The sequence below is a fragment of the Aquisalimonas sp. 2447 genome (assembly GCF_012044895.1).
GTDB lineage: Bacteria > Pseudomonadota > Gammaproteobacteria > Nitrococcales > Aquisalimonadaceae > Aquisalimonas.
This window is the reverse complement of sequence record NZ_CP050695.1, coordinates 2,429,336-2,448,181: the sequence shown is the minus strand read 5'-3', so window position 1 is coordinate 2,448,181 and position 18,846 is coordinate 2,429,336. Positions and strand designations below refer to the sequence as shown.

Below are 18,846 nucleotides of genomic sequence, written 5' to 3'. Positions count from 1 at the left end.
GGCGACGTGGAAGCGTGTTCATATCGCGCGATCAGGAGGGACCATGACGATTGCGATCGAGACCCGGGGGCTGTGCAAGCGCTTCGGTGACACCACGGCGGTGGACGGAGTGGATCTGCAGGTCAGGCGCGGCAGTGTCTTCGGCCTGCTGGGGCCCAACGGCGCTGGCAAGACCACCACCATCCGCATGCTCGCGACGCTGCTGCGCCCCAGCGGAGGGGCTGCGTGGGTGCTGGGCCATGACGTGGCGCGGGAGCCCGCGCAGGTGCGTGCCCGGGTGAGCCTCACCGGGCAGTTCGCCTCCGTGGATGAGGACCTCACCGGCCGCGAGAACCTGATCATGGTCGCACGTCTGCTGGGTTTCGGTTGGCGAGCGGCTCGTGCTCGCGCCGCGGATCTGCTTGATGCCTTCGATCTGGCCGACGCTGCGGGACGGCAGGTGCGCACCTTCTCCGGCGGCATGCGTCGGCGCCTGGATATCGCCGCCAGCCTGGTGGTGGTGCCGGAACTTCTGTTCCTGGACGAGCCCACCACCGGCCTTGATCCGCGAAGTCGCAATCAGGTCTGGGATTTCGTGCGCGCCATCGCCGCCGAAGGCACCACCGTGCTGCTGACCACCCAGTATCTGGAGGAGGCGGATCGATTGGCCGACCGACTGGCCGTGATCGACCAGGGGCGCGTGATTGCCGAGGGGACGAGCCGTGAGCTCAAGGCTTCCGTGGGTGGTCGCGCGCTGCACGTTCGACTGGCCGATCCGGAGCAGCTGGAGGCCGCCCGGGCGGTGCTGGAGCGCAGCCTCGGGGAGGCAGTTCATGCAGGGGGCGAACCGGATATGCTGTCGGCACGGGTGACCCAGGAAGAGCGGGTGAACGAGGCACTGTCTGCGCTCTCGGCGGCGGACATCACCGTGCGCGAGTTCGCCCTGGCGCAGCCCAGCCTGGATGACGTCTTCTTCGCGCTCACCGGCCATGCGCCGGAGACGGAATCAGGGGAGGAAGCCGCATGAGTGATGCCCGCCTGCACCACGTCATCACCGGTTCGCCGCGGCCCCAGCCGCCGGGCGCTCTGTCGGCCGTGGTCACCCTGGGCTGGCGCGCCATGCTCAAGATCAAGCATGTGCCGTTTCAGCTGTTCGACGTGCTGGTCTTTCCCATCATGATGACGGTGCTGTTCACCTATCTGTTCGGCGGCGCGCTGGCGGGTTCGTCCGCCGATTACCTGCAGTTCCTGCTGCCCGGCATCGTGGTGCAGACCGTTGTGTTTCTCACCGTCTACACCGGTGTGGGCCTGAATACGGATATCCAGCGTGGCCTGTTCGACCGCTTCCGCTCGTTGCCCATCTGGCAGCCGGCACCCATTGTCGGGGCATTGCTGGGGGACCTGGCCCGGTACTCGCTGGCGGCGCTGGTGGTGGTGGTCGTGGGCCTGGTGATGGGGTTCCGGCCGGAGGGTGGCGCCCTGGGCGTGGTCCTGGCCGTGGCCTTGATGCTGCTGTTCGCTTCCGCCGTGTCGTGGATCTGGATCATCGTGGGTTTCCTCGTGCGCACGCCGGAATCGGTGATGACCACCAGTTTCCTGCTGCTGTTTCCACTCACCTTCGTCAGCAACATCTTTGTTGACCCGTCGACCATGCCGGGCTGGCTGCAGACCGTGGTGGCGCTGAATCCGGTGACGCACCTGACCACGGCTTCCCGGGGTCTGATGCACGGCGGCGTGACCGCCGGCGACGTCATCTGGGTGTTAGCGGCCTCGGCTCTGGTGACGGCGGTGTTCGCCCCCGTGGCCATGCGCATGTACTATCGGGAGCGGTGAAGCCTCTCGTCGCTTTCGTAGATACCGTCCTGCGGAACTCTCTCAAGTCATGAACTACACTGGCCGCTCCGGTTGGGCATTTCTATGTTGGCTCCAAGGCCAACTGGTGGCCTATCAATGATTCCTTGCCACAGTTCGAAGAAGCATACGTTCCACCGTCAGAGGTTGAACAGGGCGCTTCGGCTGATGCTGCGAAGCGGCGCGGCTGAGCGCCGCCTCAGGCCTGTACTCAGTAGTGGTACCGAAGCTGCGCGATCAGCAAAGCGCCGTCGGCAACCTTGTAGACCATGCGGTCTTCTTCGGTTATTCGACGGGACCAGTAACCGGCCAGGCTGTGTTTGAGAGGCTCGGGTTTGCCAATGCCGCCGAATGGTTGTCTTTTTGTTTCTGAAATCAATTTGTTGATCCGGTGAAGGATCTTTTTGTCGGTCTTCTGCCAGTACAGATAGTCTTCCCAAGCATTCTCGGAGAAGATGAGCTTCATTCAAGAAGTTCCTTTTCCTGACCACCGTCTTGCTCCAGTTCGGCAACGGATTCCAACAGGCGACGGGCATTTTTCGGTGCACGCAACAGGTAAGCAGTCTCCTGCAGCGCTTCGTAGTCCTCAAGGGAAATCATGACCACCGACCGCGCTTTGCTGCGCGTAATGATGACTGGCGAGTGGTCTTCACAGACCTGTTCCATGGTTTTCGCCAGGTTCGTTCTGGCGGCTGTGTAGCTTATGGCATCCATGATTGGCTCCTGTGCATTATGTCGTACAGGTACAATATACCGTACAGGTATCGCTTCGGCAATCAGCTTGATTCGCTCGCTGGGAACGCTATCTTCGGGCCCCGGATGGACAGTGCTCCAAAGCCAGCCAGTTACGCATATATTTTCACCCACAACGAACGTCTTGACGTACGTACCGCAAGACGTACAATTGTCGAAACGCTGAACACGCGAGAGGTGCGTCATGACCGGGATCACAGCGACCGAGGCGCGTAGCAACCTTTACCGGCTGATTGACGAAACTGCCGAGTCTCACCAACCAATCGTGATCACGGGTAAACGGAACAAGGCCGTTCTGGTGTCCGAGGAAGATTGGGCGGCCATTCAGGAAACGCTCTACCTGCTCTCTGTCCCGGGTATGCGCGAGTCCATTCGTGAGGGGATGGACACCCCTGTGGAAGAATGCGATGAGGAACTGGACTGGTGACATGGAAGTTGGTCTACACCAGGCAAGCCCAGAAGGACGCCAAGAAGCTGGCCGCCAGTGGCCTCAAACCGAAAGCCCAGGAACTGCTGGCACTGATCGCGGAAGACCCATACCGTAAGCCGCCTCCGTTCGAGAAACTCGTTGGTGATCTTGCAGGGGCTTATTCACGCCGCATCAACATACAGCATCGCCTGGTGTACCAAGTGCTCGAAAACGAGCGGGTAGTAAAGGTTCTCCGGCTCTGGAGCCACTACGAATAAAGCGTAACCTATCCTTGCCGCGACGCTTCACCACACGCCTCACCCCATCGGCGGTACACGCAAGCTGAACCTACGTGCGGGGCAGCACCCTGGCAATGGTGGCCTGGACCGCTGTTCGGCCCCAGTCGGTGATGGTCGGATCCCGATGCAGCGTCGCCAACGGAGGTCTGGGCGTAATGTTCGCCGCGGCCCGCCGCCCTGAAGTGACACCCTCCCTGGCCCTCCTTGAGCCACCTGCGTTCTCGCTTGCAGGGCATAAGCGAGCCCAGGAGTCGTGTCTCATCGCCAATTCCGTCAACACCGAAGTGATTACGGACATGCGTGGCTGACTGGCCGTTGCGCGCTTGGTGCACCAGCGAGGCTGTGCATTGATGCGGCTCGCGGCCCGTACGGTCACGACGAGCCTTTTGCATGAGGATTGGCATCTTCCCCGTCAGCGGTATGGCGATCATGCCCGGCTGTCTACAGCCGGTTCTGACCACCCCGTGCCGCCAGGCGTTCGCGATATTCCCCCGGTGTGATCCCCATCCAGATCCGGAATGCGCGAATGAACGAGCTCTGCTCGGCGTAACCCAGGAGCAGGGCGACCTCCGAGGGTGAGAGCCCCGGGTCGGCCAGGTAGTACTTGGCCAGGCGCAGGCGGATGTCCGCAAGCAGGGAGCGGTAACTGTATCCGCTGGCGCTGAGCCGGCGGTAGAACGAGCGCAGGGAGTACCCGAGATTCTCTGCCACTGTTTCGGCGCTGCAGTCGCCGTCCTTCATGGCTTTAATGACTTCCGCCTGTAGCCGGTCCAGAAAAGCGGTGCCCTCGGCCTGGGTTGTCTCCGGCTCCTGCAGCATTGCCAGGGCCTGACGCTCCAGCAGGCGCTGGAGGTGTGGATCGCTACTGGAAATGCGCATGGCCATGAGCCGCGCGGGGATCTCCACGGCCAGGCTGGGGGCGTTGAAATACACCGGGCAGCCAAGGGCGGCCTCGTAGAGGTCGGTGCGTTCGTCGGGTTGCGGGTCCGGGAAGCTGGCGCTGATGGGGGGCGCGGTTCTGCCGATCAGCTGCTGGTAGAGGGTGACAAAGCAGGCGACGCTGTATTCGTGGGCGCGCAGGCTGTTGGCTACGGGCTGGGTCCAGTTCAGGTGCAGACGATCCCCGTCGGTGATCACCCACGAGCGCAGGCCGGTCTGCATCAGGCTGTGGAAGCGGCGATAGCGCGTCAGTCCCTGGCCCAGGTTGCCGCAGGAGAGCATCAGGTAACCCAGGACGCCAAAATGCCGGGGCTCCACCGTGGCGCCGAGGCGCAGGCCGAAGGCTGGTACCGGATCGAGTCGGTACAGCTCCTCCAGCCACCCGCAGAAGGTCGCCGCGCACAGCCGCGGCATGGTGAGCGATTCACGCAGTTGCTGCTCCAGGGTCGGCGCGTGCAGTTGTCGCTCCTTGAGGTAGGTCAGCAGTGGCTCGGCGAAGCCGCTGTGCAGATGGCCGTTATTCGTCAGCATGCCGACACTATTTGCAGGCTGGCACAAAATGTCAACGCCGGCAGTAAGTGTCGATACCCCTTTGCACCCGCGGTCCTACCATCATCTCGATGGACCCTTGGTGTGTCGGGAGGAGATCGATGACGTACGTGGTGACCGAAGCCTGTATCGGCAACAAGCATACGAACTGCGTGGATGTGTGTCCGGTGGAGGCGTTTCGCGAAGGGCCGGATATGCTCTTCATCGATCCCGAGGTGTGCATCGACTGCAATGCCTGCGTGACCGAGTGCCCCGAGCGCGCGATCTATCCGAAGAGCGCCGTGCCTGCCGGCCAGGAGCGGTTCATTGCGCTCAACGCCCGCGAGGCCCAGGTCCGCCCGGTGATTCGGGAAAGCCTGAGCCGGGAAGCGGCTGCCGGCAGCGGCACCAAGGTGGAGGCCCGTTGTGCGGTGGTCGGCTCCGGCCCCTCGGGCTTCTACGCTGCGGAGGCGTTGCTGAAGCAGTTGCCCAACGCGCGGGTGGATATGTTCGAGCGCTTGCCGACGCCATTCGGCCTGGTGCGCTACGGGGTCGCGCCGGATCATCCGGGTATCAAGTCCGTCACCGGCAGTTACGAGCGTATCGCCGAGTCGCCGCGCTTTCGCTTCTTCGGCAACGTCGAAATCGGCCGCGATCTGCAGGGCAGCGAATTGCTTGAGCACTACCACACCGTGATCTACGCCACCGGTGGTTCGCAGAGTCGTGCCCTGGAGATCCCCGGTATTGAGCGGAACAACGTGTTCGGTTCGTCCGAGTTCGTGGGCTGGTACAACGGCCATCCCGATCACCAGGCGCTGTCGGTGGACACCTCGCCGCGCTCCGCCGTGGTCATCGGCATGGGTAACGTGGCGCTGGATATTGCGCGCATGCTGGTGTTGGAGTCAGGGCAGTTGGCAAAGACGGATATCGCCGACGACGCGCTGGCCGCACTCGCTGATAGCAACATCACCGAGGTATGCCTCGTCGCCCGGCGTGGGCCGGTGCAGGCGGCTTTTACGCCCAAGGAGCTGGAGCAGCTGATCGCGCTGCCGGATGTGGATCTGGTGGTGGAGCCCGACGATCTGAACCTGGACGCCGCCAGCGAAGCGCAGCTTGCACGGGCGGACTCCACCGAGGCGCGGCAGAACCTGGAACTGCTGCGCAGCATTGCGGAGCGGGGCCGGGGCGGGTCGAAGCGGATTCGATTCGTGTTCAACGTCAGTCCGGTGGAGATCGGCGTAGACGCGGACCAACAGCAGTGCCTCAACCTGGTCCGCAATCGTCTGGAGGACGACGGCCAGGGGCGGGTGGTCGCCCGGGCGACGGACGAGTCGTTCACCGTTCCCGCCGGGCTGGTGGTGCACGCCACCGGCTACCAGGGGCAGGCGGTGGACGGTCTGGCCTTCGACGCCCGGCGTGGCGTCATCCAGAACCGCGACGGCCGCGCCCTGGGTGACGACGCCGAGCCCTCCACCAGGGAGTTCGTCACAGGCTGGATCAAACGCGGCGCCAGCGGCGTGATCGGCAGCAACAAGCACTGCGCCAACGAGACCGTGGATCAATTGCTGGAGCAGCTGCCCGAGGCGCCTGCGGCCATCGAGGTCGATGTTCAGGCGCTGCTGGATAGCCGCAAGGTGGACTACGTCAGCTTTGCCGACTGGCGCCTGCTAGATGCCCATGAACAAAGCCTGGGCAAGTCCGAGGGGAGGCCGCGGCGAAAGATCACCGATGTGTCCACGATGCTGCAGGTCATCCGCGACGCCCGGGCGGAAGCCGAACGCGAACGCAGTGCGCAGGCGGACTTGCCGGTGAAGACGCATTTCAGGAGCTGCCCCCTGTGCGAGGCCATGTGCGGCGTGAAAATCGAATACCAGGGCGACCGGATTCTGTCCGTTGCCGGTGATCCGGACGACCCGCACAGCGAGGGCCATATCTGCCCCAAGGGTTATGCGCTGCAGGACCTGCACAATGACCCGGACCGCCTGAAAACGCCGCTGGAGAAGGTCGATGGCGAATGGCGCGAGATCGACTGGGACACCGCGCTGGACAAAGTCGCGCAGCGTCTTGTGGAGATCCAGTCCCGGCATGGCAACAGTGCCGTGGGCGGGTACTGGGGCAACCCGGCATCGCACAACCTGGGCCTGTTGATAGGCTCCCCCGCGCTGCGCAAGACGCTGGGCTCCGGAAACATGTTCACCGCCGCCTCGCTGGACCAGATGCCGCACCAGCTGGTGTCCTACCTCATGTTCGGTCACAGCAACCTGTTCACCATTCCCGACATCGACCGCACGGACTACATGCTGATGCTGGGTGCCAACCCGGCGGCCTCCAACGGCAGCCTGATGACGGCGGGTGACATCCTCAAGCGCCTGGAAGCCATTCAGGAGCGGGGCGGCAAGGTGGTGCTGGTGGACCCGCGGCGGACCGAGTCGGCGCGCTACATGTCCGAGCACCTGTTCATCCGGCCCTCCACCGATGCGCTGTTCCTGATTGGCCTGATTCAGCACATCATCGACCAGCGCCTCTACGATCCCGATCATCTGGCGCCATTGCTGGATGGCTGGGACGAGCTGCTGGCACTGTTCGATGAGTTCCCGCTGGCGGAGATCAGCCAGCAGTGCGGCATCGCAGTCGACGAGATCCAGCGCATCGCCGAGGCATTCGCGGGGGCGGAACGCGCTGTCTGCTACGGGCGCATGGGAGTGTCCACGCAGCGTTTCGGCGCGCTCAACCACTGGCTCATGCTGGTGCTCAACATCCTTACCGGCAATCTGGATCGTGCCGGTGGCATGATGTTCACCACGCCTGCCTTCGATAAATCCCTCAAGCGGCCCATGGGCAGCTTCGGCACCTACAGGAGCCGTGTGCGTGGGCTGCCCGAGTTCGAGCGCACTCTGCCCACCGCCGTCATGGCGGAGGAGATGCTGACCCCGGGGGAAGGCCAGATCCGGGCGTTCCTGTGCGTGGCGGGCAATCCGGTGCTGTCCAGCCCCAACGGCCGGCAGATGGATCGTGCCCTGGAACAGCTTGACTTCATGGTCTCCATCGACTTCTATCTCAACGAGACCTCGCGCCACGCCGACATCATCCTGCCACCCACCGGGCCGTTGGAGCACGAGCAGTACGACCTGGTCTTCAACCTGCTGGCGGTGCGCAATCTGGCGCGGTTCTCCGAGGCCTTGTTCCAGCCACCCGAGGGCGCCCGTTCGGACTGGGATATCGTGCAGGGGCTGACATCGCGGATTGCGGCACTGAAGTACCCGGATGCGGAGCAGCCAGGGCGCGCGCCGTCGCCAGCGGCCATCCTCGACCACGGCCTGCGCACCGGTCCCTACGGCGAGGGCTTCACCGAGTACAACAGCGGCGCACCCGTGGCGCATGACGAGGGGCTGAGCCTGGACGTGCTCAAGCGCTATCCCCACGGTCTGGACCTGGGGCCGATGCAGCCGAACTTCCCACGCTATCTGTTCACCGACAACGGCAAGATACAGGCCGCGCCGGAGCCACTGGTCCATGACCTCAAGCGTCTCAGCGAGGAGTTCGGTGGAGCGGGCGCCGACGCGCCCCTGACGTTGATCGGGCGGCGGGATCTGCGCAGCAACAACTCCTGGATGCACAACAGCCAGCGGCTGATCAAGGGCAGGAACCGTTGCGCCCTGTACGTGCATCCGGACGATGCGGCCCGGCTGGGGCTGCACGATCAGGGGCGGGCCCGGATCAGCTCCAGCGCCGGGGAACTGGAGGTGACAGTGGGGCTCAGTGACGACATCATGCCGGGAGTGGTCTCCTTGCCCCATGGCTGGGGGCACGGCCGGGATGGCGTGCAGCTGGCGGTGGCGCAGAGCAAGCCCGGGGTCAGCATAAACGACATCACCGATGATCAGGCCGTGGATGCCTTGAGCGGCAATGCCGTTCTCAATGGCATTGCCGTCAGGGTTGAGCCCGTACACGAGGCGAGGCAACCGGCCGACAGATCGCTGGAGCGGGAGCCGGGATAAAGACAGGAGGAGTTTGGAGCATGCAATCGAAAGAGATCGACACTGGCACCGGCGACCTGCTCGCGGTGCAGGAAGAGGGCGTGCTGACGCTGACCCTGAATCGCCCCGATGCGCGCAACGCCCTGTCCAGGCCGATGACCAGGGCCCTGGCCGAGCAGCTGGCGCATGCCGAGTTTGACCGGGAGGTGAAGTGCATCGTGCTCACCGGTGCCGGCAAGGCCTTCTGCGCCGGTGGCGACGTCAAGGGCATGGCTGCGCGTGGCGACGGCACCGTCGGTGACCTGACCCTGGACGAGGCTATCCACGTTCAGCGGGACAATCAGCGGGCAACGGCGGGCAAACTCTTCAAGATGCCGAAGCCCACACTGGCGGCGCTGCCGGGTCCGGCAGCCGGCGCCGGCTTGTCCCTGGCGCTTGCCTGCGATCTCCGCATCATGTCCAGCAGTGCCTTCATGACCACCGCGTTCGCCCGCGTCGGCTTCGCCGGCGACTACGGCGGTACGTACTTCCTGACCCAGCTCGTCGGCTCCGCAAAGGCGCGGGAGTTCTATTATCTTTCCGAGCGCGTGCGCGCCGAGGAGGCGCTGCAACTCGGGCTGGCGAACTGGGTGTGCGAGCCCGAGGAACTTGAGGAACGGACGCGGGGGATTGCAGGACGGCTCGCCGGTGGACCCACGGTGGCCTACCGCTACATGAAGGAGAATCTTAACCGGGCAATGCACGGTGACGTCGACGACTGCCTGGACCTGGAAGCCACCCATCATGTGCACTGCGGTCAGACGGAGGATCACCGGGAGGCTGCCAAGGCCTTCGCCGAGAAGCGCGAGCCCGTGTTCAAGGGGAGGTAGGCGGCGTTGGGTGACTATCTCAGGCTCAGGCAGGTCTGCCTGGCCGCGCCTCGTCTCGAACCCTTGGCCGAGGACCTGGAAGCGATCCTGGGCGTGCCGGTGTGTCACCGGGACGAGAACCTCGCCAAGTACGGTCTGGAGAACGTGCTCTTTGCCGTCGGTACGGGCTTTCTCGAGATCGTGGCGCCGATCCAGTCCGGCACCGCCGTCGAGCGCTTCATCCAGCGCTCCGGCGGCCGCGGCGGATACATGGCGATCTTCGATTGCGCCGATCCCGAGGCCCGGGCGCTGCACGCGGAATCGCTGGGAGTCCGGCGAGCCAACGTCATACAGCAGAATGGCTATCACAGCGTCCAGCTCCATCCCCGAGACTGCCGCGCGGCGATGATCGAGTTCGGGCACACCCCCGGCGGCGAGCGTCTCGACGGGCCGTACTGGCCGGCCGGTGCAGACTGGATGGCGAACGCTAACCCGGAGCAGGCACTGATGGGGATAGAGCTGGAGAGCCCTGATCCCCACGGCTTGATGCGTCACTGGGCGTCGATCCTCCAGTTGCCCGCGCCGGCGCAGGACGGGGCGCCATGCCTTGTGGCGGGGGCAGCGCGCATCGCCGCGCGGCAGTCCGGCGACCCGCGCGAACGACTTGCCGCCGTGGACGTCCAGGTACAGGACCCGGCGCGGGCGGCGCATGAAGCCGGCACCCGGAGCTACTCCGTGGCGGCAGGTGCGTTCCCCTTCGGCGGCGTTATGCTCAGGCTGACGGAATCCCCCGGGCGTTGAGTTCTCCATTTCATGGGGACGCCGGCTCCCCGGGCCGTGGGTGAGAGCCCCGCCCGCCTGCTGATACTGAATGCTCCCGGTCGCATGCATGAAGCGTTCTTTACCGGTATCGGCGAGGTGCTCCCGGAAGGCCAGGCAACCCTGCCCGCGCCGAAAGAACCCGATTTTGCAGCTGTGATGGCAACAGCCGCTGCCGTCGGGATGACAATCGTTCCGCCGCCTCGGGCCGTCGCCTGACGGCGATGGGGTTTCTCGATGGCATTGCAAGAAGACGGCAGGCCCGTGAGGGCCTGCCCGTCCTCCGGCGAGCCCTCTGTGATGGTGCTATGCTCGGAAGCAGAGTCGGGCCCCGCCGTTTGCTGACGCTGACATTGAAGGGCGGATCGCCAGGAGACGGATGCCGCTGCCATGTACGACGTTCACAGGGAACTTGAACGGGTCTACCAACAGCAGTCCCGCCGCATTCTGGCAACGCTCATCCGGTTGCTCGACGATTTCTCCCTGGCCGAGGAGGCCATGCAGGAGGCGTTTGCAGCCGCCGTGCAGCAGTGGCCCGTCGAGGGTGTGCCGGACAATCCCTCCGCGTGGCTGATCCGCACCGGTCACCGCCGGGGCATTGATCATATCCGCCGTCGCCAGACCGCCCGCCAGTACGCGCACATGGTCGGACCGGACGACGAACACGCCGACGAGCTGGATGAGCAGACCGTGGCGGACGACCAGTTGCGGCTGTTGTTCATCTGCTGCCACCCGAGTCTCGCCATGAGTGCGCGGGTCGCGCTCACCCTGCGGGAGATGTGCGGGCTGACCACGGAGCAGGTCGCCAGCGCCCTGCTGCAGAAACCGACAACGCTGGCCCAACGGATCGTGCGTGCCAAGCGCAGGATCCGTGATGCCGGTATCCCCTACGAGGTGCCGTCCGCCGCCGAGCTCCCCGAGCGTCTGCCAGGGGTGCTGCGGGTGATCTATCTGGTCTTCAACGAGGGCTATTCGCGCAGTGACGGCGAGGCGGTGGTGGATGTCAGCCTCGCCGACGAGGCCATTCGTCTGTCCATCGAGCTCGCGCGTCTGCTCCCCCACGGAGAAGTGTACGGACTGCTTGCGTTGATGCTGCTGCACGACTCCCGTCGCCACGCTCGCCAGGATGCTGGTGGAGATCTGGTGACTCTGGAGGAGCAGGACCGCAATCTCTGGGACCGTGCTCGGATTGACGCCGGTGTGGGGTGGCTTGAGCGCGCGCTGGCGGAGATGCCCACCGGCCCGTATACCCTGCAGGCGTCCATTGCTGCCGAGCACGCCCGGGCGAGTCGTTACGAAGAGACCGACTGGCGCCGGATCGTGCTGCTGTACGACGCCCTCTACCGGCGGCAGCCGTCGCCGGTGGTCGGTCTGAACCGCGCGGTGGCCGTGGCAATGCGCGACGGTCCCGAGGACGGGCTGCGCCTGCTGGAGGAGCTGGCGGGTGAGAAGGAGATCCTCAACTATCACCTCTATCACGCTGCCCTGGCGGATCTGCACCGACGCGCAGGTTCCGCCGATGCTGCCCGCCGGGCGTACCAGCGCGCGCTGGCCCTCGCCGTCCAGGCGCCGGAGCGGCGATTCCTGGCGCGTCGAATGCGCGAACTGGACGGCGCCTCCGCTTGACCCGGAGTGCATTCCGGCCTGATGTCGAATTCGCGGTGGCCCGCACGACTCACGGATGAACCCACTAAAACGAGGAACGCACCGTGAAGTACATGCTCATGCGCAAGGCCGATGCCGACACCGAGAATGGCGTCCTCCCCACTGAAACAGTGCTGCAGGCCATGGCCGACTACAACGAGCGCATGCTCCGTGCCGGCGTATTTGTCACCGGCGACGGGCTGCGCCCGACCAGCGAGGGCTGCCGCATTGAATTCCGGGACGGCGAACCCGTGGTCACCGACGGCCCCTTCGCCGAGACCAAGGAACTGGTCGCCGGGTACACGGTGCTGGAGGTGGACTCGCTGGACGAGGCCGTGGCCTGGGCCAAGCAATGGCCGCCGGAAGACGGCGACGTCACCCTGGAACTGCGGCGCTATTTCACCATGGCGGACTTCAGCCCGGGCCCGGCGCTCGATCAACATCGTCGACACTGGCGCTTGCCCAGGGAGATGAACGTCCACGTGGCTTTTCCGGGCAACTGCCGTGAGGCCATGACGTTCTACGCCGAGATCACCGGAGGCCAACTGGAGGAGATCATGACCTTCGGCGAGACCCCGGCGGCGGCGGATTTGTCCGAGGACTGGCACGACCGCATCATCCACGCCTCGGTCAACGTGCGCGGCCGCCGGCTGATGGGCGCCGACATGCAGGAGGACTGCTATCTGCCGCCCCGTAGCGTGCAGGTGCATCTGGAATACGACGAGACGGAGCAGGCAGAGACCGTGTTCCGGCGTCTTCTGGATGGCGGCACCGAGGTCATGCCCTTCGAACGGACGTTCTGGGCGCACCGGTTCGGCATGGTGACCGATCGCTTCGGCGTGAGCTGGATGATCAGCTGCGGGCTGGGTGAGGGCGGCATGGCCATGGAGGAGGGCGGGTCATGAAGTACGTGGCACTGGTCTACTACCAGGAAAGCATCATCGATGCCATGACCGAGGAGGAGTGGCATGACCTCAACCAGGAGTGCGTGGCGGGGGTCGAACGGCTGAGTGAACAGGGCAATTACGTGTCCGGCCAGCCGCTCCAGCCCGTGGAAACGGCCACCACCGTGCAGGTGCGCGACGGCGAGGTCATCGTCTCCGACGGGCCGTTCGCGGAGACCAAGGAACAGCTCGCCGGTTTCTACCTGCTGGAGGCGAAAGACCTGAATGAAGCCCTCCAGCTGGCCAGCCGCATTCCGCCGGCGCGCTTCGGCAGCATCGAAGTGCGGCCGACCCGGGAATTGCCCCCAAGGGACTGAACAGGGAGAGCGCTCATGACTTATGCAACACTGTACAAACCGGGTTGAAACGGGAGATTGATGGTATGTCACAGTGGAAATGCAGTGTGGCTGCTTCCGCCATGGGCGATGCTCGGGCGTCGCTCGGGGCCCTGGCAGAGGAAGTCGTTCGAGTGGAAGCCACCAGTGACCAGGAGGCGTTGGAAAAGGCCAAGGCCGAGATCATGGAACGCAGTCCGCTTACGAGTACGCTCCCGGTGGATCTGCTGGATGACTGGCTCATCGCCGAGCCGAATGGCGGTGCGTAATCGAACATGAATGGGCACCCCCCCCCCCGTTGACGGCCGGCCCGGGACCTGCTGCTGTACCATCGAGCTGAATCACCTGCCTGGAAGGTAAGCGGCACACTGGTGTGGAGGAGCAGTCATCATGCCTGGAACCGGGCACGGCCCCGTGCGTGATCTGCAGCCCTGCCATACCGCCGACGAGGCTGTGGCCCGGATCCGGCATATCTACGAGACCGCCGTGGAGCGCATCCGGGAGGCGCATCGGCGGTTCGTTGCGGGCCATCCGGGCAGCGAGACCCGCGTGGACGCTTGCTATCCCTACCTGGGCATCGAGGTGACCGCGGAGCAGCTGGTCACCGATGCGCAGCCCACTTACGGGTCCCTGCGTAATCCGGGAATTCACGGGACCACGGTGACCCGGCCGGACCTCTTCGGTGACTACTTCCACGAGCAACTCCGGCTGCTCATCGCCAACCATGGCGTTCCGGTGCAGGTAGGCGTCAGCGATCAACCGATCCCGCTGCCGTTCGTCATCGAGGAATCCACGGCGGACCTGGACCAGGAACGGGTGCGGCGGTTGAGCGAGGTCTTTCACCTGCCGAATCTCGGCCTCATTGACGACAGCATCGCCAACGCCACAGGCCGCACCCTGTCTGGGCATCCGTACCCCTTGGCCCTGTTCACCGCTCAGCGGGTAGACATTGCCCTGCAGCGGTTGCACCACTACACGGGCACCGATCCGCGGCATTTCCAGGGCTTTGTTCTGTTTACTAACTATCAGCGCTATGTAGATGATTTTGTCGCGTATGCCCACGAGCAGGTGAGCGACGGGAACGGCTATGAGGCCTTCGTCGAGCCCGGGGAGTGCATCACGGCAAGTCCCGCCTCGCGGCGCTACACCAGCGGTGGCGAGACGCCCCGGCACATGCCGCCCATGCCGGCCTACCACCTGGTTCGCCCGGACGGGCTGGGCGTGACGCTGATCAACATCGGCATGGGTCCGTCCAACGCCAAGACCATCACCGACCACCTGGCGGTGATGCGGCCGCACTGCTGGCTGATGGTGGGACATTGCGGCGGCCTGCGCCGCTCGCAGCAGCTCGGGGATTACGTCCTTGCGCACGCGTACATCCGCGAGGATCACGTGCTGGACCAGGATCTGCCGCTGTGGGTACCCATTCCCGCCATCGCTGAAATCCAGGTGGCACTGCAGGATGCTGTGGCCGGGGTGACCGGCCTGGACGGCACCGATATCAAGACCCGCCTGCGCACGGGCACCGTGGCCAGCACCGACAACCGCAACTGGGAGTTTCGCTACGACGAGCTCTACGAGCGCTTCAGCCAGTCCCGCGCCGTTGCCGTGGATATGGAAAGCGCCACCATCGCCGCCAACGGCTTCCGCCTGCGGGTGCCTTACGGGACATTGCTGTGCGTCTCGGACAAGCCCATGCACGGCGAGCTCAAGCTGCGCAGCATGGCGAACTCCTTCTACCGCACCCGCATCAACCAGCACCTCACCATCGGCCTTGAGACCCTGCGCATCATCGAGCAGTCGGGGATCGACGCACTGCATTCCCGCAAGCTGCGTAGTTTTGACGAGCCGGCGTTCCGGTAGGAATACTCTGTAATTGCCCCCGGCGGCGTTTCGCTGCCGTGACCAACCGGCCACCGCGGCCCTCACACCGTCTCCAGAACCGCGATGATCTGCTCCCGCAACCAGCGGTTGGCCGGATCGTTGTCCACGTTGGCGTGCCAGCAGAGATAGAGGTCCTGGGGCGGCATGTCCAGCGGAAACGGGGCCAGGGTGTAGGCGTCGTCCAGATTCAGCAGTTCCGCCAGCCGGCCGGGCATGGTCAGCAGCAGGTCCGTTTCCCGCACCACCCGCGACGCGGCGAAGAAGTGCTGGCAACGCAGGGTGACCTTGCGCTGCAGGCCGCGTCGTGCCAGCTCGAAATCCTCCAGTCCCGGCCCGGTGCGCCGGGAGGTCACCAGGATGTGCCGGTGGCGCAGGTAGGTATCCAGGTCCAGCCCGCTGCCCAGGGCCGGATGATCCCGCCGGGCCATCACCACCAGCGGATCGGTGTTGATGTGCACGTGGCGGATGTTCTGTGAACGCGGCAGCAGGGAGTCAGTGACCAGGTCCAGGTCGCCGCTGAAGAGATCCGCTTCCATGTTCCGGCGCCGGAAGGTCACCGTGGCGATCTCCAGCTCCGGGGCGCGTTCGCTCAGTCCGCTCAGTAACCCCGGGAGCACCCGCAGTTCCAGGGCATCCCGACACCCCAGGGTGAAACGCTGCTCGGAGGCGGCCGGGTCGAAGCGTTTGGCCTCGTTGAGCGTGAGCTCCATGGCACGCAGGTTCTGCCGCAACGGTTCGATCAGGTTGCGGGTGAACGGTGTCGGCACCATGGCGTGCCCTTCGCGCACGAACAGTGGATCCCCGAGCAGATCGCGCAGGCGCCCCAGGGCGTGGCTGACCGCCGGCTGGGTGACGTTGAGGCGCTCCCCGGCCCGGGTGAGGCCGCCTTCGGTGTAGATGGCCTCCAGGACCACCAGCAGGTTCAGATCGACGCGGGATAAATCCATGGTGTTTATGTTAACTCATAATAAACATTGATTTGACTGATTTATGCCCCGGCCGCAGGCTGCATGCTGCAAACCGGAAAACACCGACACGAACGGAGCACGCCCATGGATTTCCGCTATTCACCCAAGGTTCAGGAGCTGCGCGAGAAGTTGCTCGCGTTCATGAACGAGCACATCTACCCCAATGTTGCCGTCTACGAGCAGCAGCTCGAGGAGAACAAGCAGCAGGGCCGCGGCTATGGCCCGGTGCCCATCATCGAGGAGCTCAAGCCCAGGGCCCGGGAGCAGGGATTGTGGAACCTGTTCCTGCCGCCGGCGTACGGGGAATACAGCCCCGGGCTCACCAACCTTGAGTACGCACCCCTGGCGGAGATCATGGGCCGCGTCACCTGGGCCTCCGAGGTGTTCAACTGCGCCGCGCCGGACACCGGCAACATGGAGGTTCTCGCCCACTACGGCAGTGACGCCCACAAGAAGCAGTGGCTGCAGCCGCTGCTCAACGGCGAGATCCGCTCCTCCTTCGCCATGACCGAGCCGGCGGTGGCTTCCAGCGACGCCACCAACATCGAGACCCGCATCCAGCGCGACGGCGACGAGTACGTGGTCAACGGCCGCAAGTGGTTCATCACCGGTGGCTGCAACGAGCGCACACAGTTCTTCATTGTCATGGGCAAGACGGATCCCGACAACGCCGACCGGCACAAGCAGCAGTCCATGGTCATCGTGCCCAAGGACAACCCCGGCGTGACCGTGGTACGGGACATGCCGGTATACGGCTACTACCACGCGCCCAAGGGACACCCGGAAGTCCTGTTCGACAATGCTCGCGTGCCGGCGGAGAACCTGATTCTGGGCGAAGGACGCGGCTTCGAGATCGCCCAGGGGCGCCTCGGGCCGGGGCGCATTCACCATTGCATGCGCGCCATCGGGCTGGCCGAAGTCGCCATGGAGCTGTGGTGCAAGCGCCTGGCCTCCCGGGTGGCGTTCGGCAAGCCGCTGGCGGAGCAGGGCGTGTGGCGCGAGCGGATCGCGGACGCCCGCATCATGATTGATCAGGCGCGGTTGCTGGTGCTCAATGCCGCACAGATGATGGACCTTGTGGGCAACAAGGAAGCCCGCCAGCAGATCGCCATGATCAAGGTGGCAGTGCCCAACATGACCTGCCAGATCATCGACTGGGCCATCCAGGCCCACGGCGCCGCGGGCTACACCGAGGACTTCCCCCTGGCTGATCTCTACGCCTATGCCCGCCATCTGCGCACCGCCGATGGCCCCGACGAGGTTCACCGGAACGCCATCGCCAAGCTGGAGATGAAGCCGTACCTGTGATCGCGGTCCTGGCCTCGTGACCCGGAGGGGCCGCGGCAACTCCGCGATGGCCTCGGGGCGCGACCGTCACCCGGTCGCGCCCTCGAAGGCGATCAAGCAGGCGGCGCTCCATGGCCGCAATTGTTACCTCTGACACATCCAGCCGGGAGGCTCCCTGGTAGGGTAGGGATCACGCATCCTTGGCCGCTCCACCTGACAGGGACGGGTATCCGATGATCATGAGAATTCGGCTGACTGTGTCGTTGTGCCTGCTCCTGGTCGTATCGCCGGCGCTGGCGACCACCGTCTACGAGTGGACGGACAGCTCCGGAACCACCCATTTCAGTACCGAACCGCCTGAGTCCGGCGTGGAGGCGCGCACCCGGGAGATGGAGTCCGGGAGCCGGCCGGCGCCATCCGCCCGCGTGCGGGAAATTCGCTGTCGTGACTTCCGGGGTGCGCTCACCCAGCTTCGTGAACTCGGCGACGTCGCCGAGGGGAACCCCCGTTGGCTCGCAGCCAAGGAATATGCCTCGGAGAAGACGCAGCAGTGGTGTGGCGACTGAGCCTGTCAGCCTCCCGGGTTGTCGTGGAATGCACCCGGGAACCGGGTCCCGAAAAACGGGGCGAAACGCCGCTGGCGCAGCGGTGGCGCCGTGTTCCCTTGAGCCATAGTTGATCCCCCGCTTCTCCCGTTCCCGCGAGTCTTTTCTCGACTCGTAGAGAGTGATACATATCGGGACTATCTACGACACCGAGTACAAGAACTGGTGATCCTGCCGTCGATGTAACCACGCCCGGCCCTTTTCCAGGGGCGGGCGTTTCCTTCCCCGTTATGGTTCTCAAACCGTGCTATCGGGATACGGGATTGCCACTGTGATGTAATAGATCGCACAGCCAGGCCAGCCGAGGGTGGTGGCGAGCGTTGCTCGCGTAGCCCTCTTGTATCGACAACAATGCCGTCCTGGGTGACCGGGCGCCGGGAGAAGACTGTTGAAAGACTATAGCGGCGAGATCGCCTTCACGATAACCGATCGGCAGGACGACCACGTGCTGGGTGAAATGCCCGTGCGCCCGGGCATCATGAACCCCTTCGGCACGGTCCATGCCGGGGCAATGCTCTGGTTCGCGGACGTGGTCGCGACCCACCTGGTGCTCGGCGGCGAGGATGTCACCGCCGGGATGCAGGGGTTTCCCCTGGCCATCAACCTGAACGCCAATCTCACCGGCAACCAGAAGGAGGGCACGCTGCGGGCCCGCGCCGAGTTCGTGAAGCGTGGCAGATCGGTCAGCGTTGTCCGCACCCAGGTCACGGGGGATGACGGCCGCCTGCTGGTGGAGGTGACCACCAGTCATGTGGCGTCGCGGTAGGCGTCAATCCG

Annotated in this window: 19 protein-coding genes; 15 read left to right on the top strand and 4 right to left on the bottom strand. The window is 64.8% G+C overall.

The features are described 5' to 3' along the window. Positions 1-43: 43 nt before the first annotated feature. Together KU884_RS11500 and KU884_RS11495 are read left to right on the top strand one after the other, a co-directional pair. Complete coding sequence (locus KU884_RS11500; protein ID WP_167782777.1) at positions 44-1,006, top strand: ATP-binding cassette domain-containing protein; 963 nt, start codon at positions 44-46, stop codon at positions 1,004-1,006. Further along, positions 1,003-1,812: an ABC transporter permease gene (locus tag KU884_RS11495; protein ID WP_167782776.1), complete on the top strand. Its 810-nt coding sequence runs from the start codon at positions 1,003-1,005 to the stop codon at positions 1,810-1,812. The genes KU884_RS11500 and KU884_RS11495 overlap by 4 nt, the downstream gene beginning before the upstream one ends. Before the next feature lie 229 nt (positions 1,813-2,041). On the opposite strand, the gene KU884_RS11490 is transcribed toward KU884_RS11495, so the two are convergent. Together KU884_RS11490 and KU884_RS11485 are read right to left on the bottom strand one after the other, a co-directional pair. Continuing rightward, positions 2,042-2,296 carry a Txe/YoeB family addiction module toxin gene (locus KU884_RS11490; protein ID WP_167782775.1) on the bottom strand — a complete coding sequence of 85 codons (255 nt, stop codon included), beginning with the start codon at positions 2,294-2,296 and terminating at the stop codon, positions 2,042-2,044. Continuing rightward, positions 2,293-2,544 (bottom strand): type II toxin-antitoxin system Phd/YefM family antitoxin, encoded by a 252-nt coding sequence (locus tag KU884_RS11485; RefSeq protein ID WP_167782774.1) that lies wholly within the window; start codon positions 2,542-2,544, stop codon positions 2,293-2,295. Before KU884_RS11485 ends, KU884_RS11490 begins: the two co-directional genes overlap by 4 nt. Before the next feature lie 223 nt (positions 2,545-2,767). Between KU884_RS11485 and KU884_RS11480 the strand changes: the two genes are divergently transcribed. Both KU884_RS11480 and KU884_RS11475 read left to right on the top strand, forming a co-directional pair. Further along, on the top strand, positions 2,768-3,010 hold the full coding sequence (locus tag KU884_RS11480; protein ID WP_167782773.1) for a type II toxin-antitoxin system Phd/YefM family antitoxin: 243 nt from the start codon (positions 2,768-2,770) through the stop codon (positions 3,008-3,010). After that, on the top strand, positions 3,007-3,270 hold the full coding sequence (locus KU884_RS11475; protein WP_167782772.1) for a Txe/YoeB family addiction module toxin: 264 nt from the start codon (positions 3,007-3,009) through the stop codon (positions 3,268-3,270). The genes KU884_RS11480 and KU884_RS11475 overlap by 4 nt, the downstream gene beginning before the upstream one ends. Positions 3,271-3,732: 462 nt before the next feature. Here the strand turns inward: KU884_RS11475 and KU884_RS11470 are convergent, their stop codons facing one another. After that, a complete protein-coding gene (locus KU884_RS11470) occupies positions 3,733-4,761 on the bottom strand; it encodes an AraC family transcriptional regulator (protein ID WP_167782771.1) in 1,029 nt (342 codons plus the stop codon). A 119-nt stretch (positions 4,762-4,880) separates the two neighbouring features. On the opposite strand from KU884_RS11470, the gene KU884_RS11465 reads away from it, so the two are divergent. The 8 genes from KU884_RS11465 to KU884_RS11430 all read left to right on the top strand — a co-directional run bounded on the left by KU884_RS11465 (position 4,881) and on the right by KU884_RS11430 (position 15,188). Further along, positions 4,881-8,756 carry a molybdopterin-dependent oxidoreductase gene (locus tag KU884_RS11465; protein WP_167782770.1) on the top strand — a complete coding sequence of 1,292 codons (3,876 nt, stop codon included), beginning with the start codon at positions 4,881-4,883 and terminating at the stop codon, positions 8,754-8,756. 20 nt (positions 8,757-8,776) lie between these two features. Next, positions 8,777-9,604: an enoyl-CoA hydratase gene (locus KU884_RS11460; RefSeq protein ID WP_167782769.1), complete on the top strand. Its 828-nt coding sequence runs from the start codon at positions 8,777-8,779 to the stop codon at positions 9,602-9,604. A gap of 6 nt (positions 9,605-9,610) precedes the next feature. After that, complete coding sequence (locus KU884_RS11455; RefSeq protein WP_167782768.1) at positions 9,611-10,384, top strand: hypothetical protein; 774 nt, start codon at positions 9,611-9,613, stop codon at positions 10,382-10,384. Positions 10,385-10,792: 408 nt separating this feature from the next. Further along, positions 10,793-12,028, top strand: a complete 1,236-nt coding sequence (locus KU884_RS11450) for an RNA polymerase sigma factor (protein ID WP_167782767.1) — start codon at positions 10,793-10,795, stop codon at positions 12,026-12,028. 92 nt (positions 12,029-12,120) lie between these two features. Next, on the top strand, positions 12,121-12,951 hold the full coding sequence (locus KU884_RS11445) for a YciI family protein (RefSeq protein WP_254432261.1): 831 nt from the start codon (positions 12,121-12,123) through the stop codon (positions 12,949-12,951). Continuing rightward, positions 12,948-13,307, top strand: a complete 360-nt coding sequence (locus KU884_RS11440; protein ID WP_167782765.1) for a YciI family protein — start codon at positions 12,948-12,950, stop codon at positions 13,305-13,307. The genes KU884_RS11445 and KU884_RS11440 overlap by 4 nt, the downstream gene beginning before the upstream one ends. A 65-nt stretch (positions 13,308-13,372) precedes the next feature. After that, the gene (locus KU884_RS11435) at positions 13,373-13,594 is read left to right on the top strand and encodes a hypothetical protein (protein WP_167782764.1); all 222 of its coding nucleotides are present in this window, start codon (positions 13,373-13,375) and stop codon (positions 13,592-13,594) included. A gap of 121 nt (positions 13,595-13,715) precedes the next feature. Beyond that, complete coding sequence (locus KU884_RS11430; protein WP_167782763.1) at positions 13,716-15,188, top strand: AMP nucleosidase; 1,473 nt, start codon at positions 13,716-13,718, stop codon at positions 15,186-15,188. A 62-nt stretch (positions 15,189-15,250) separates the two neighbouring features. Here the strand turns inward: KU884_RS11430 and KU884_RS11425 are convergent, their stop codons facing one another. Further along, positions 15,251-16,156, bottom strand: a complete 906-nt coding sequence (locus KU884_RS11425; protein WP_167782762.1) for a LysR family transcriptional regulator — start codon at positions 16,154-16,156, stop codon at positions 15,251-15,253. Positions 16,157-16,261: 105 nt separating this feature from the next. Here KU884_RS11425 and KU884_RS11420 point away from each other — a divergent pair, with 105 nt between their 5' ends. The 3 genes from KU884_RS11420 (at position 16,262) to KU884_RS11410 (ending at position 18,835) form a co-directional block, all read left to right on the top strand. Continuing rightward, positions 16,262-17,485, top strand: a complete 1,224-nt coding sequence (locus tag KU884_RS11420; RefSeq protein ID WP_167782761.1) for an acyl-CoA dehydrogenase family protein — start codon at positions 16,262-16,264, stop codon at positions 17,483-17,485. A 212-nt stretch (positions 17,486-17,697) separates the two neighbouring features. Further along, complete coding sequence (locus tag KU884_RS11415) at positions 17,698-18,030, top strand: DUF4124 domain-containing protein (RefSeq protein WP_167782760.1); 333 nt, start codon at positions 17,698-17,700, stop codon at positions 18,028-18,030. Positions 18,031-18,457: 427 nt separating this feature from the next. Beyond that, positions 18,458-18,835 (top strand): PaaI family thioesterase, encoded by a 378-nt coding sequence (locus KU884_RS11410; protein ID WP_167782759.1) that lies wholly within the window; start codon positions 18,458-18,460, stop codon positions 18,833-18,835. The last annotated feature ends 11 nt before the right edge of the window (positions 18,836-18,846 follow it).